We start from the raw sequence: 12,745 nt of genomic DNA on the forward strand, positions 1-12,745 counted from the left end.
TCAGCCTTCGTCGGGAGCAGCGCCAGCGGTCGTGGAGGTGCCCGGTCCCTGGAGCACGGCGTTGCGGGCAGCGAGGATGTGCGAGCGCATCGCGACCTCGGCCCACAGCGAGTCGCCCGTCTGCAGGGCGGTCAGGATGTCGCGGTGATGGTGGTTCGAGCGGATGCGGAACGTGTCGCCGTACGCCTGGTAGTTGCGGATCATCATGGGCACCTGGCTGACGCTGCGCAGGAGCGTCTGCAGCTGCAGGCTGCCGGAGACCTTCACGATGTGCTCGTGGAATTCGCGGTTGAGGCGGCCGAGCTCGACGATCTCGTCCTGGTCGCTTGCGTGGACGAGGGGGTCCATCCGCTCGATGCGGTCGATGAGGAGCTCGGCGTCGGCGTCGGTCATGCGGTCGGCGGCGAGGCCGGCGGCGCGGCTCTCGAGGGAGGCGCGGACGAAGTAGGTCTCGGCCATCTGCTCGGTCGTGTATCCGATGACGGTTGCACCCTTGTTGGGGATGTACGCCACGAGCCCCGCCTCCGCGAGGCGCTGGAGCGCCTCGCGGATGGGGGTCCTGCTGAGCCCGAACTCGGCGGCGAGCGCCTGCGCGCGCAGCACCGTGTGCGGCGCGTACTCGCCGCTCATGATGCGCGAGCGCAGCTCCGCGTAGGCGAGGTCGCCTCCCGTGAGGCTCTCGGGCAGCAGCACGTGCGTCGGGGTCTCGATCATCGAACGCTCGCGAGCATCGACGAGGTGAGGAGGAACTGTCGGCGGGCGGTCTCGTCGCGGCCGAGGGCTTCCCACTCGGCGCGCTTCGCGGCGCGGCGCTCTTCGCTCGTGTCGCGGAGGGCGTTCCAGTTGCCCTCCGTCTCCTCGCCGACGTAATGGCGGGCGACGGCGCGGCGCTTCTCGGCCCAGTCGTCGAGCTCCTCGCTCGAGACCTCGCCGTTGGCGTAGCCGGGCAGCAGCTCGGCGAGCAGGAGCCCGTCGTGGATTCCACTGTTCATGCCCATGCCTCCCAGCGGGTTGTTGACGTGTGCCGCGTCGCCCACGAGGAAGACGTTGCCCTTGCGGAACGTCCGCGCGACCTTGCGGTGCACTTCGTAGACGGTGACGTGCACAACAGGGTAGCCGTCGAGTTCGGGCACCACACGCCGCAGCTGACTCACGACGTAGGCGGGGTCGGTCTGCTGCTCGGACGTGAGGGCGGGATCGCAGGGGAAGAGCACGCGCCAGCCGCTGGGGTTGCGCAGCAGGACGTGCCAGTTCTCCGGGTCGGCGACGTAGTTGACGACGGCGAGGTCCTCGTGGATCTCGTGCAGGGGCAGGCTCGTCGTGATGACGAGGTAGCGCTCCGGGTAGGTGTGGCCCGAGAAGTCGATGTCGTAGTGCTCGCGCACGAGGGACCGCGAGCCGTCCGCCGCGACGAGGTAGGTGCTCGTGCTAGTGCTCACGGCGCCGTCCTCGCCGCGCACGTCCACCTCGAAGCCGTCGCCGCTCTCACGAATCGCGATGACCTCGGCGCCGAGGGTGGACGTGACGTTGGGCTCGCCGGAGATGACCTGCTGGGCGGCCGCGGTGAGGCGGCTCTGCTCGACCTGGACGCGGTACGGGTAGGCCGTGTCGTCGTCGAGCACCGCGAAGTCGAGCTCGACGATCTTGCCGATCGTCGCATCCCGGAACTGGTACGAGCGCGCGATGATGCCGGCGTCGATGAGCGGCTGGGTGAGCCCGAGCTCCTCGAGCATCTCGAGCGTCGGCGGGTGGAAGGTGGATGCGCGGTGCTCGAGCGTGCTCGCCTCGCGCTTCTCGAAGAGTGCGACGGTCATGCCGCGCTTCGCGAGCTTGAGGGCGGTGGTGGTGCCGACGGGGCCGCCGCCGACGACGATGACATCGAACTGGGGGGAAGCAGTCATGGTGTGGTCCTTTGTGTGCGCTGTGGCGGTCAGAATTCGCGGATGATGGTGCCGTAGCCACCGACGGTGTCGGTGAAGCCGGCCTGCCTGAGGGTGTGCCAGACGGTGGCGGTGTTGATGGCGACGACGGGCTTCCCGAGCCAGGTCTCGGCTTCGTCGGCCATGCGGATGAACGACAGGTTCGTGCCGACCTGCACGATCGCCTCGGTCTCGGGGGTGTCGATCTCCTCGAGCACCGTGACGAGGTCGCGTGGTGTGACGCTCGCGATCGACGTCGCGGTGGGGCAGCGGAGGCCGGTGACCTTGACGACGTCGAAGCCGGCCTCGGTGAAGTACTGGTCGACCCACTTGTCGGCGACCGGCTGGTATGGGGAGAAGACGGAGATCTTCGTCACGCCGAGGGTCTCGAGGGCGGCACGGCAGGCGGATGCGCCGGTGGTGACGGGCATGCCGCCGATCTGCTCGCTCACCTCGGTCTGGAAGGCCTCGTTGCCGGCGACGCCGCCGCTGAAGGTGGGCGCCGACATCCCCATCATCATGAGGTCGGGCTGGGCCGTCATGACGTCGCGCAGCGCCACCGACATGGAGCCTCGGATCTGCGTCTGCAGCTCCATGAAGCTCGTGTGGTCGCCCATGGCCTGCTGCTCGACGTACATGCGACCGCAGTGGAACGTGATGCCGTGGGGCGCGAGCCTGTTGACATCGTGCTCGACGACCGTGTTGGTCGATGGGACGATGACGCCGATCTTCGCGCGGTATCCGGTGACGTCTGGCATTGACGTGCTCCTTCGTGTTCGGGTGGCCGCGGTGCGGGGGCACCGCGGCTGGATTGTGGAAGCTGGTGGGGTGGGGCGCTCAGCTCGCGATGAGCTCGGCCGCTGGCATGCCGGAGCCGAGGCGCGTGTGGCCGCTCGTCGCGTCGTACATGTGGCATGCCACGGTTCGCTGGCCGACGGGGGTGTCGGCCGGTCGCTTCGTGAGGCACACCTCCTGCGCGAAGGCGCAGCGGGCCGCGAACGGGCAGCCGAGCTGCCCGGTGGCTGGGGTGGCTGGGGTTGCTGGGGAAGCAGGGGAGGGCGGGGTGGCTGACGCGGCTGCAGCCGCAGTTGCCGCAGTTGCCGCCGCCGCTCTCGCCGTGCGCCGCCTGCGCTGCTCGACCGGGTCGGTCACGGGGGCTGCCGCGTTGAGCGCCGCCGTGTACGGGTGCAGGGGCGCGCTGTGGACGTCACCGGCCGGGCCCTGCTCCATGATGCGTCCGCGGTAGAGCACAAGCGTGCGGTGCGAGATGTAGCGGACGACGTCGAGGTCGTGGGCGATGAAGATGTAGGCGAGGCCGCGTTCCTTCGCGAGCTGCGCGAGGAGGTTGAGGATCTGCGCCTGCGTCGACAGGTCGAGGGCGCTCACCGCCTCGTCGAGCACGACGAGCTGCGGCTGCATGATGAGGGCCCTCGCGATGCCGATGCGCTGCCGCTGCCCGCCGGAGAACTGGCCGGGGAAGCGGTCTGCTGCGGCTCGGGGGAGGCCGACCGTCTCGAGCATGTCGCGGGCCCGCGCATCCGCCTGCTTGTCGGAGAGGCGAAGGGCCGCCTGGAGCGGCTCCGCGAGGGTCTGTCCGATCGTGCGGAAGGGGTTGAGCGAGCTGTACGGGTCCTGGAAGACGACCTGCAGCTGCTTGGCGATGTCGCGACGGTTGCGGAGCAGCGAGTGCTTCGTGAGGTCGCGACCGCCGAAGCGGATGCTGCCGTCGCTCGGCTTCTCGAGGCCCAGGATGCAGCGCCCGATGGTCGACTTGCCCGAGCCGGACTCCCCGACGACGCCGAGGATCTCGCCGGGGGCGACGGCGAAGCTCACGTCGTCGACGGCGTGCACGGTCTGCGCGCGGTTGTGGGGGTTCTTGAACCGCATCTGGAGGTGGTCGACGCTCAGCAGCTCTTCGCTCATGCGATGCTCCTCTCTTTCACGCTGGAGTTCTGGGTGGCCGAGCCGGTGCGGGCTGCCTTCGCGACCTCCTCGACCCGCACGCAGCGGGCCATGCCGGAGCGCTGCTGGCCGACGGCTGGGCGCTGATCTGCGCTTCCGCTTGCGTTTGCGTTTGCGTTTCCGCGGCGCTGCAGGGTGAGGGCGACGGGGGAGGTGCGGCAGCGCTCGGTCGCGAAGGTGCAGCGCTCGGCGAAGCGGCACCCGGTCGGCCAGTCGCGAGGTGCTGGCACGGCGCCGCTGATGGCATCCATTGGCACTCCGGCGACGGCGTTGGCGGGCATCGCCGCGAGCAGGGCCCTGGTGTAGGGATGCGATGGGGCCGTGAGGAGCGTGTCGACGTCGGCCTCCTCGATGACCTGGCCGGCGTACATGACGACGGCGCGGTCGCATGTGTCCGCGACGACTCCGAGGTCGTGCGTGACGATGATGACCGCGAGGCCGAGCTCTTCGCGGAGGCGCCGCAGCAGGTCGAGGATCTCGGCCTGCACGGTCACATCGAGGGCGGTCGTGGGCTCGTCGGCGACGAGCACCTCGGGTTCGCCCGTCAGCGCCATGGCGATGGCGGCGCGCTGCGCCATGCCGCCGGAGACCTGGAACGTGTAGCTGGCGGCGGCCTGCTGCGGGTCGGGCATGCCGACGAGACGGAGCAGCTCGAGCGCCCGCTCCTGCACTTCGCCTGCCTTGCGGCCCGTGTGGTGGGCGATGGCCTCGCGCAGCTGGGCTCCGATCGTGAACGTCGGGTCGAGGGCCGTCATGGGCTCCTGCGAGACGAGGGCGATCTTCGAGCCGCGCACGGCGCGCAGCTGCTTGTTGCTCTGCCCGACGATGTTGGTGCCGTCGATGACGATCTCGCCCTTCGAGACGCGGCCGCCTGGGGCGACGAGGCCGAGCAGGCTCTTCGCGGTCACCGACTTGCCGCATCCCGATTCGCCGACCATGCCGAGGGCCTCGCCGCGGCGCACGTCGAAGGAGACGCCCTGCACGACCGCGAACTCGCCGGTGCTGTCGGTGAACGAGACGCTGAGGTCGCGCACGGAGACGATGGCGTCGTCCACGTCCGGCTGCGGGTCGTCGACGGCAACGGGCTTGGTGGCGACCTGGGCGGCCGGCTTCTTCCGGAAGAAGGAGCGGACGAGGGTCGTCCCGGGGCGGTTGCCGGCGAGCGCATCGCCGACGACGTTGAAGGAGAGGATGGAGAGGATCATGATGACACCGCTCGGCACGAGCAGCCACGGGTGCAGGTAGATGAGCTCGCTGGCCTCGCTGATCATGCCGCCCCAGCTGGGCGCCGGGGGCGGGGTGCCGAGGCCGAGGAAGCCGAGGCCAGCCTGGATGAGGAGGGCGGCGCCCATCGTGATGGAGAGCTGCACGAGCAGCGGTCCGCGGATGTTGGGGAGCACGTGGCGGAACAGGATGAGGCCGGGTGCGATGCCGGCGACGTTCGCGGCATCCACGTACAGCTCTCGCCGCACCTGCAGCGTCGTGGCCCTGGCGAGGCGGACGAAGCCGTCGCTCATCGCGATGCCGAGGGTCACCATCGCGACGGTCGTGTTGTTGCCGAAGGCGCCGATCACGGCCATGAGGATGACGATCGTGGGCAGGGCCTGGAAGAAGTCCGCGAAGCGGGAGACGAGGGTGTCGGTGAAGCCGCGGAAGTAGCCGCCGATCATGCCGAGCGGGATGCCGATGCTCATCGCGACGACCGCCGCGAGGACGGCTCCGCCGAGGGTCGCTGCGCCGCCGTGGATGAGGCGGGAGAAGACGTCGCGCCCGAGGTCGTCGGTGCCGAGGAGGTGCTCGGCGCTCGGCAGCTGACGCGCGAGAGCGAGGTCCTGGGCGAGCGGGTCGAGCGGGGCGACGAGGTCGGCGAAGATCACCGACAAGCCGAGGAGGACGAGGAAGGCGAGGGCGACGACGGCTCCCGGCTTGCTGAGCAGTCTGGAGAGGGCGGTGTCGGTGCGTCGGACGCGGGTCATGCGAGCCTCGCCTTCGGGTTGATGATGCCGTAGAGGATGTCGATGACGAGGTTCATGACGAGGATCACGACGCTGAGGGCGACGACGACACCGAGCACGATGGGCATGTCGCCCAGGTTGACGGAGTCGACGACGAGCTTGCCGACGCCGGGGAGCGCGAAGACCTGCTCGATGAGCACGGCGCTGCCGAAGAGGGCCACGAACTGGAGGCCGATGACGGTGAGGACGGGGATGGCGGCGTTGCGGAGCCCGTGCAGCCAGACGATGCGCCACTCGGGGAGCCCCGTCGCTCGCAGGGTCTGCATGAAGTCTCGGCCCTGCACGTCGAGCATCGCGACCCTCGCCTGGCGGGCGACCGCCGCGGTGCCCGCGATGCCGATGGAGATGAGGGGCAGCGTGATGCGGCGGAGGAACTCGGCGGGGTCCTCCGTGAAGGGCTCCCAGCCGGACGCGGGGAACATCTTGAGGTTCACGGCGAACACGAGCACCAGCAGCACGGCGAGCCAGAAGCTCGGGATGGCCTGCATGACGCCGGCGGCTCCGCGGATGATGGTGTCGAGCCAGCCGCCGCGGCTCGCGGCGAGGATGCCGAGCACGATGCCGAGCACGGTCGTGAGGAGGATGCCGCCCATCGAGAGGGTGAGGGTGACGGGGAGCCGCTCGAGCACCTGCATCGTCACCGACTGCTGGCTGAGGTAGGAGACGCCGAGGTCGCCGGTCAGGAGGCCACCGAGGAAGGCGAGGTAGCGCACGAGGATCGGGTCGTTGAAGCCCATCTCGTCACGCAGCTGGGCGCGGGCCTCCGGGGTGGCGTCGGGGCCCAGGATGGTCTGGGTCACGTCGTTCGGCATGAGGGCCACGAGGAAGAAGGCGGCCGAGACGACGAGGAAGACCATGAGCACGGTGATGCCGACTCGCCGGAGGATGTAGAGGGCCACGTGTGCTCCTTTCAGGTTGGTGATGGTGCTGGGCGGATGCGCGGGGAGGGGCGCCTCCCCGCGCATCCGGTGATGCGTGATGCGTGCTGGGTATCGCGGTGCTGCGGCTGCTGCGGCTGCTGCGGCTGCTGCGGGAGCCCGGGTGCCTATTCGGCGGGGGTCCAGCTGAAGGGGAGCGGGAAGACCTGGCCGGCGGCGAGCTCGACGCCGCCGAGCTTCTCCGCATCCCACACCGTGTGCGTGTGGTAGAAGGCGACCGGTGCGAACCAGGCGTTCTCGACGACCCACTTGTTGACCGCCTGCCACTTCGTGGCTGCCGCGTCGGCGTCGAGCTCGCTGGAGGCGTCGGCGATGAGGGCCGTCAGCTCGGGGTCGTCGGTGCCGAACGGGTTGAGCTGCGCGTTGGGGGCGAGCATGTTCATGCTGTTGACGTAGGAGTCGATGCCGCCGTTCTGCTGTCCCTGGGAAGCGCCGAACTCCTTGTTGGTGATGGCGTCGAAGTAGTCGTTCGTGCGGTCGGAGAGGGTGGCGGTGATGCCGACGGCTTCGAGGTAGGGGATGGTCGCCTCGAGGCGCTTGTTCTCGCCGAACATGGTGCGGCTGAGGATGGGGAGCTCGCACCCGTCGGCGTAGCCGGCCTCGGCGAGGAGCTGCTTCGCCTTCTCCGGGTTGTACTCGTAGTAGTCGTCGAGCGACTCGTCGTAGGCGGAGGTGAACTTGCCGAAGACGGAGGAGGTGCCTCGCTGGTAGTCGCTCCAGAGGGCGGTGCCGATGGCGTCGCGGTCGAGGGCGTAGTTGATGGCCTGTCGGACGCGCACGTCGCCGAGCTCGGGGATGACGTCGCCGCCGCGGTCGAAGAGCATGAGGCCGCCGACGTTGGACTCGTTGGAGGCGGCTGCGAAGCCCTGGGATTCCGCCTGGTCGCGTTGGCTCCACTGGGCGGAGATGATATCGACGTCGCCGGCGAGGAGCGCATTGAGCTGGGCGGTCAGGTCGGTGATGACGAACATGTTGAGCTCGTCGACCTGCACGTCCATGGGGCCCGCGTACTCGGGGTTGCGGATGTAGCTGTACTCGCTGTCCTCCGTGTAGGAGTCGAGGATCCACGGCCCGGAGCCGTAGGTGTCGGTGAGCAGCAGCGTCGGGTCGTCGAGGGCGGCCTGGCTGACCATCATGCCGACGGTGAGGGAGAAGGCCTCCGGCAGCGACTGGTCCGGGGTGTTGAGGCTGAACTTCAGGGTGTCCTCGTCGACGACCTCGATCGCGTCGATCGAGTTGAGGCGCGCCTGGTAGGTGCCCGGAGTCTCCTGGTAGCGCTCGAGGTTGGCCTTGATGAGCTCGACGGTCATCGGGGAGCCGTCTTCGAAGACGCTGTCGAGGCGGAAGTCCATGGTGAGCTCGGTGGGGCTCGTGTACTCCCAGGCCGTGGCGACGCCCGGCTGGAGGGCGCCTTCGGCGTCGCTCGTGACGAGGCTCTCGTAGGCGGCTGCCGCGTAGTTGAAGGCGGAGCCGCGCATGTTGGCGGCGGGGTCGAAGGTGGGGGCGCCCTCGAGCGCGGCGATGTTGACCGCGAAGGTGGCGTCTTCGGAGGCCGAGGATGATCCGGTGGAGCAGGCGGTGACGGCGAGGGTGGTGATGCCGAGCATGGCGACGGCGGTGCCGACGCGAAGTCTGTGGGAACGCATGCGCGTCCTTTCCGGGAGCGACGAGGTGAGCGGAGCTGGGAGGAGGAGCTGGGGTGCGGTGAGAAGCAGGGTGCGGTGAGGCGGTGAAGCGGTGGTGGTTCGGCTATGTTCTGAGCCGGTGAGATGGACGCTAGCCGCAAACTGCATGCAATCTTGACCAGATAGGCGGCTTTTTACGCGCTGGTAACACTCATTGCATGCAATGAAACCTCCAGGCAACATGGTGCACTCAGGGTGGATGCAGGCCATCTGGCCCGGGGTCTCACGTGCGCCAGAAGTGGCGCCCGGGGACTCGAACACGTCGAGGAGGGCACCATGCGACCGCTGCTGACCAGAGGCGACACGCAGATCTACCGCATCGAGGAGTCGCGTTCGGCGATGCTCCCCGTCGAGGAGATGTTCGTCGATACCGACCCGCTCCGTCCGCAGATCGCCGCCCTCGGGCCGGACGACTACGAAGCGAGCACCGACCGCCTCGTGATGGCGTCGAGCAGCTACGTCGTGCGCTCACGCGGCTTCGTCGCGGTGGTCGACACGGGGGTCGGGAACGGCAAGCCGCGCATCCGGGACATGTGGAACGGGCTCGCCACGACGTGGCTCGAGGAGCTCGCCACGATCGTCGACCCTGCCGAGGTCGACGTCGTCGTCAACACGCACCTGCATTGCGACCACGTCGGATGGAACACGGCGGCGGATGCGGCGGGCGGGTGGTCGCCGACGTTCCCCAACGCGCGCTACCTGTTCAACGAGCTCGATCGCGCCTTCATCACGGGGCCGAGCGCCAGGGGCATGTTCGAGCGCAACGGCGACTTCTGGGCCGACTCGATCGAGCCGGTCTTCCTGGCGGGGCAAGCGGACGTGGTCGAGCTTCCGCATCGGGCGTCGCCGTCCGTCGTGCTGGAGCACGCGCCCGGCGATACTCCGGGGCACATGGTGGTTCGGGTGCTCGAGCCGGCGTCGGGTTCGACGGTCGCCATCATCTCGGGGGATGCGCTGCACCACGTGCTGCAGGTTGCCGAGCCCGGTCTGTCGTCGAGCTTCTGCTCCATGAGGGAGGTCGCGGAGTCCACGAGGCGCGCTCTGCTCGAGGAGTGCGCGGCGACTGGTGTTCCGATGCTCGCGGGGCACGTCGCCTCTCACGAGCTGCTCTACGTCGAGTCGGACGGCGAGGGTGGGTTCGCGATCGCCGAGGGGCCGAGACTCAGCTGACGCGTCGCCTCGGGGTGTGACGAACCGCGCGCGGCCTCGACTGCTCGGCGGGTGCCGAGGTCGAGGTCGCGCGCGGCGCGTGCTTGCTGCTGGCTACTCCACCCCGCACCATTCGGCGATGAAGAGCGCGATCGACTTCGTGATGCGGCGCACCGATTCGAGGTTCACCCGCTCGTCGTAGCCGTGGATGGCTTCGGAGATGGGGCCGTAGACGAGCGCGGGGGTGTCGGCGTACTGCACGAAGACTCGCCCGTCGAGGTAGCCGGGGGTGACAAACGATTCGAGCTCGGCACCCCCGAACGCTGCGCTGTGGCTGCGTTCGAGCGCTCGCTCTGCGGCGCCGCCCTCCTCGAGGACGTACCCCTCGGCGTAGAAGCCGGTCTTCGTCGCGGTCGTGACGATGGGGTTGCCGTTGCCGTCTGCGGTGACGCCGTCGAGCGCGTCGGTGATCTCGGCCCAGGCCGCGTCTGCGGTGATGCCGGGGTAGAGGGCGACGCGCACGTCGACCTCGCACCAGGCCGGCACGCTGGAGCCCCAGTCGCCGCCCTGGATCTTGCCGACGTTGAAGTTGATGGGGTGGTCGAGGTCCTCGAAGTAGCGGTGCTCGCCTTGCTTGGTGTTCCAGTCTGCCTCGAGCTTCCGGAGCTCGCCGATGACGGAGTAGGCGGCGTCGATGGCATTGAAACCGGTCTGCATCTCACGGGGGTGGGTGGGCTTGCCGTCGACGCGGAGGCGCAGCCAGATGACGCCCGTGTTGGCGCGCACGAGCATGTCCTCCTCGGGCTCTGGGATGAGGACGGCGTCGGCCGTGTAGCCGCGCAGGTGCGCGGAGAGGGAGCCGTTGCCGGTGCATTCCTCCTCGACGACGGACTCGAAGTGGATGCGACCCGTCGGCGCGAGGCCCGCCGCCCGGACGGCGTCGAAGGCGTACAGGTTGGCGACGAGGCCTGCCTTCATGTCGCCGCTGCCGCGGCCGTACAGCCAGCCGTCTCGCACGGTCGCGTCCCATGGGGACCGCGCCCACTGGCTCTCGGGGCCTTCAGGGACGACGTCGATGTGTCCGTTCAGGATGAGCGAGCTTCCGCGTTCCTGGGGTGGGGTGAAGGTGCCGACGACGTTCTCGAGGCCTTCGTAGGAGATCTCGACTGCTCCGGCTCCCGGGTGGGCGGCGAGCTCGACGGGGTCGAGCTCCCAGCGGTCCATGGTGAGGCCGCGGCCGGCCATGGCGCCGTAGAGGAGGTCCTGCGCCGACGACTCGTTGGCTCGAAGCGACGGGTGCCGGACGAGCTCCTGCGTGAAGGCGACCTGCTGGTCGAAGGCGGCGTCGACGGCGTCGAGGATGCGCTGGCGCTGCTCGTCGCTGAGGGGGCTGGCCGTCGCGGTGGCGTGGGTCGTGGTCGTGGTGGGGGTGGTGCTGGAGTCGATGTCGCTGCTGGTCGGTGTGGTCATGCTCTGGTCCTGCTTTCGTTTGGGGGCGCTCGCGGTCGGGCGGGGCGCTCGTCGTTGTGTGGGGCGCTCGCGGTGGGGCGCACGCGGTCCGTGAGCTGGCGGTGTCGGTTACGCGTTGTGGTCGATCTCGACGATGTCGTCGCGGAGGCGCATCCGCTCGCCGAAGGCGCCGCCGATGACGGTGACGAGGCAGATGCCGATGAGGACGAGCACGGCGGGCCAGGATGAGCCGTCGCCGACGGTGATGAGCGCGGTCGCGATGAGGGGCAGGAATCCACTGATGGCGCCGGCGAGGTTGTAGCCGAGGGAGACGCCGCTGTAGCGGAGTCGGGGCGGGAAGAGCTCCGCGAGGAGGGCCCCGGTGACGGCGTACGACAGGGTGATGAGGGCGATGCCGATGCTCACGGCTGCCGTGATGGCGATGGGGCTCTCGGTGTCGATGAGCCAGAAGAGCGGGAAGGCGGCGATGCCGGTGGTGAGCCCGCCGACGACGGTCATGCGGCCTGGGCCGAAGCGTTCGGCGAGGCGGCCGGCGAAGATGGTGACGCCGATCTGGAGGACGGCGGCGATGAGGGTCGCGTTGACCATCACCTGCCGGTCGACTTCGAGCACGTTTGTGCCGTAGGAGACGACGAAGGTGGTCATCATGTAGAACCCTCCGACGCCGAGCATGGCTGCTGCGACGGCGACGAGGAGGCGCAGCCCGGACTTGCGGAAGAGTTCGAGGACGGGGACCTTGACCTGTTCGCCGGCCGCGGCGAGCTCCTTGAAGACGGGGGACTCCTCCACCTTCAGGCGGATGTAGAGGGCGATGCCGAGGAGCGGGAACGCGAGGAGGAAGGGGAGGCGCCAACCCCACGCGTCGAAGGTCTCGGGCGGCATCATGAGCACGAGGGCGAAGGCGCCGGAGGAGACGAGGGTGCCGACGGGGGAGCCGATCTGCACGAGGGCGGCGAAGCGTCCGCGCATCTTCTCGGGGGAGTGCTCGATGGCGATGGTGGTCGCGCCGCCCCATTCGCCGCCGACGGCGAAGCCCTGCACGAGGCGGAGGACGGCGAGCATGATGGGGGCTGCGATGCCGACTGCCAGGTAGTCGGGGAGGACGCCGATGAGTCCTGTCGCGCATCCGATCATGACGATGGTGGTGAGGAGGGCGGGGCGGCGGCCGTAGCGGTCGCCGATCCAGCCGAAGACGACGGCGCCGATCGGGCGGGCCGCGAAGCCGACGCCGAAGGTCGCGAAGGCGGCGAGGGTGGCGCCGGCCGGGTCGAGGTCGGTGAAGAAGAGGCGGTTGAAGACGAGGGCCGCGGCGGTGCCGAAGAGGAAGTAGTCGTACCACTCGAGTGCGGTGCCGACGAAGGCGGCGAAGGCGATGCGCCGCGCGTCTTTGAGGCTGACCTTCGGCGCGCTGGCGGGTGCGCCCGAGGGTGGGCCCGAGGCTGCGCCCGAGGCGGGGGTCTGGGTGTTGTGGGACATGGTGGCTCCGATGTTGGGGAAAGGCCTGCATGTGAACGTGCACGTCTGCGGTGACGTCGGTGTTCCTATGCAACCCCGGATCGGCGGGGTTGGGCAATCGCCAGGCCCACTCGATTGCGCGACTAGGATGG

Annotated in this window: 10 protein-coding genes; 1 reads left to right on the forward strand and 9 read right to left on the reverse strand. The window is 69.2% G+C overall.

Annotated elements, in window-relative coordinates; all coding sequences use genetic code 11:
* The 7 genes from C5E07_RS02975 to C5E07_RS03005 all read right to left on the reverse strand — a co-directional run bounded on the left by C5E07_RS02975 (nucleotide 1) and on the right by C5E07_RS03005 (nucleotide 8,480).
* Complete coding sequence (locus C5E07_RS02975; RefSeq protein WP_104298379.1) at nucleotides 1-714, reverse strand: GntR family transcriptional regulator; 714 nt, start codon at nucleotides 712-714, stop codon at nucleotides 1-3.
* Entirely contained in the window at nucleotides 711-1,901 is a 1,191-nt protein-coding gene (locus C5E07_RS02980) for an NAD(P)/FAD-dependent oxidoreductase (protein ID WP_104298380.1), read from the reverse strand. Before C5E07_RS02980 ends, C5E07_RS02975 begins: the two co-directional genes overlap by 4 nt.
* Nucleotides 1,902-1,930: 29 nt before the next feature.
* Complete coding sequence (locus tag C5E07_RS02985; RefSeq protein WP_104298381.1) at nucleotides 1,931-2,677, reverse strand: arylmalonate decarboxylase; 747 nt, start codon at nucleotides 2,675-2,677, stop codon at nucleotides 1,931-1,933.
* A gap of 79 nt (nucleotides 2,678-2,756) precedes the next feature.
* Nucleotides 2,757-3,842 (reverse strand): ATP-binding cassette domain-containing protein, encoded by a 1,086-nt coding sequence (locus tag C5E07_RS02990; RefSeq protein WP_104298382.1) that lies wholly within the window; start codon nucleotides 3,840-3,842, stop codon nucleotides 2,757-2,759.
* Complete coding sequence (locus tag C5E07_RS02995; protein WP_104298383.1) at nucleotides 3,839-5,857, reverse strand: dipeptide/oligopeptide/nickel ABC transporter permease/ATP-binding protein; 2,019 nt, start codon at nucleotides 5,855-5,857, stop codon at nucleotides 3,839-3,841. The genes C5E07_RS02990 and C5E07_RS02995 overlap by 4 nt, the downstream gene beginning before the upstream one ends.
* Nucleotides 5,854-6,795, reverse strand: a complete 942-nt coding sequence (locus C5E07_RS03000) for an ABC transporter permease (RefSeq protein WP_160075091.1) — start codon at nucleotides 6,793-6,795, stop codon at nucleotides 5,854-5,856. The genes C5E07_RS02995 and C5E07_RS03000 overlap by 4 nt, the downstream gene beginning before the upstream one ends.
* Before the next feature lie 146 nt (nucleotides 6,796-6,941).
* Nucleotides 6,942-8,480 carry an ABC transporter substrate-binding protein gene (locus C5E07_RS03005; RefSeq protein WP_181057758.1) on the reverse strand — a complete coding sequence of 513 codons (1,539 nt, stop codon included), beginning with the start codon at nucleotides 8,478-8,480 and terminating at the stop codon, nucleotides 6,942-6,944.
* Nucleotides 8,481-8,795: 315 nt separating this feature from the next.
* Here C5E07_RS03005 and C5E07_RS03010 point away from each other — a divergent pair, with 315 nt between their 5' ends.
* Nucleotides 8,796-9,689, forward strand: coding sequence for an MBL fold metallo-hydrolase (locus C5E07_RS03010; RefSeq protein WP_104298385.1), 894 nt, complete (start codon nucleotides 8,796-8,798; stop codon nucleotides 9,687-9,689).
* A 93-nt stretch (nucleotides 9,690-9,782) separates the two neighbouring features.
* Here the strand turns inward: C5E07_RS03010 and C5E07_RS03015 are convergent, their stop codons facing one another.
* Both C5E07_RS03015 and C5E07_RS03020 read right to left on the reverse strand, forming a co-directional pair.
* On the reverse strand, nucleotides 9,783-11,138 hold the full coding sequence (locus tag C5E07_RS03015) for an ArgE/DapE family deacylase (RefSeq protein WP_104298386.1): 1,356 nt from the start codon (nucleotides 11,136-11,138) through the stop codon (nucleotides 9,783-9,785).
* A 108-nt stretch (nucleotides 11,139-11,246) separates the two neighbouring features.
* On the reverse strand, nucleotides 11,247-12,614 hold the full coding sequence (locus C5E07_RS03020; RefSeq protein ID WP_104240505.1) for an MFS transporter: 1,368 nt from the start codon (nucleotides 12,612-12,614) through the stop codon (nucleotides 11,247-11,249).
* Nucleotides 12,615-12,745: the final 131 nt, after the last annotated feature.

Origin of the sequence: Pseudoclavibacter sp. RFBJ3, assembly GCF_002931375.1 — a bacterium.
In the GTDB taxonomy this organism is placed as follows: domain Bacteria; phylum Actinomycetota; class Actinomycetes; order Actinomycetales; family Microbacteriaceae; genus Pseudoclavibacter.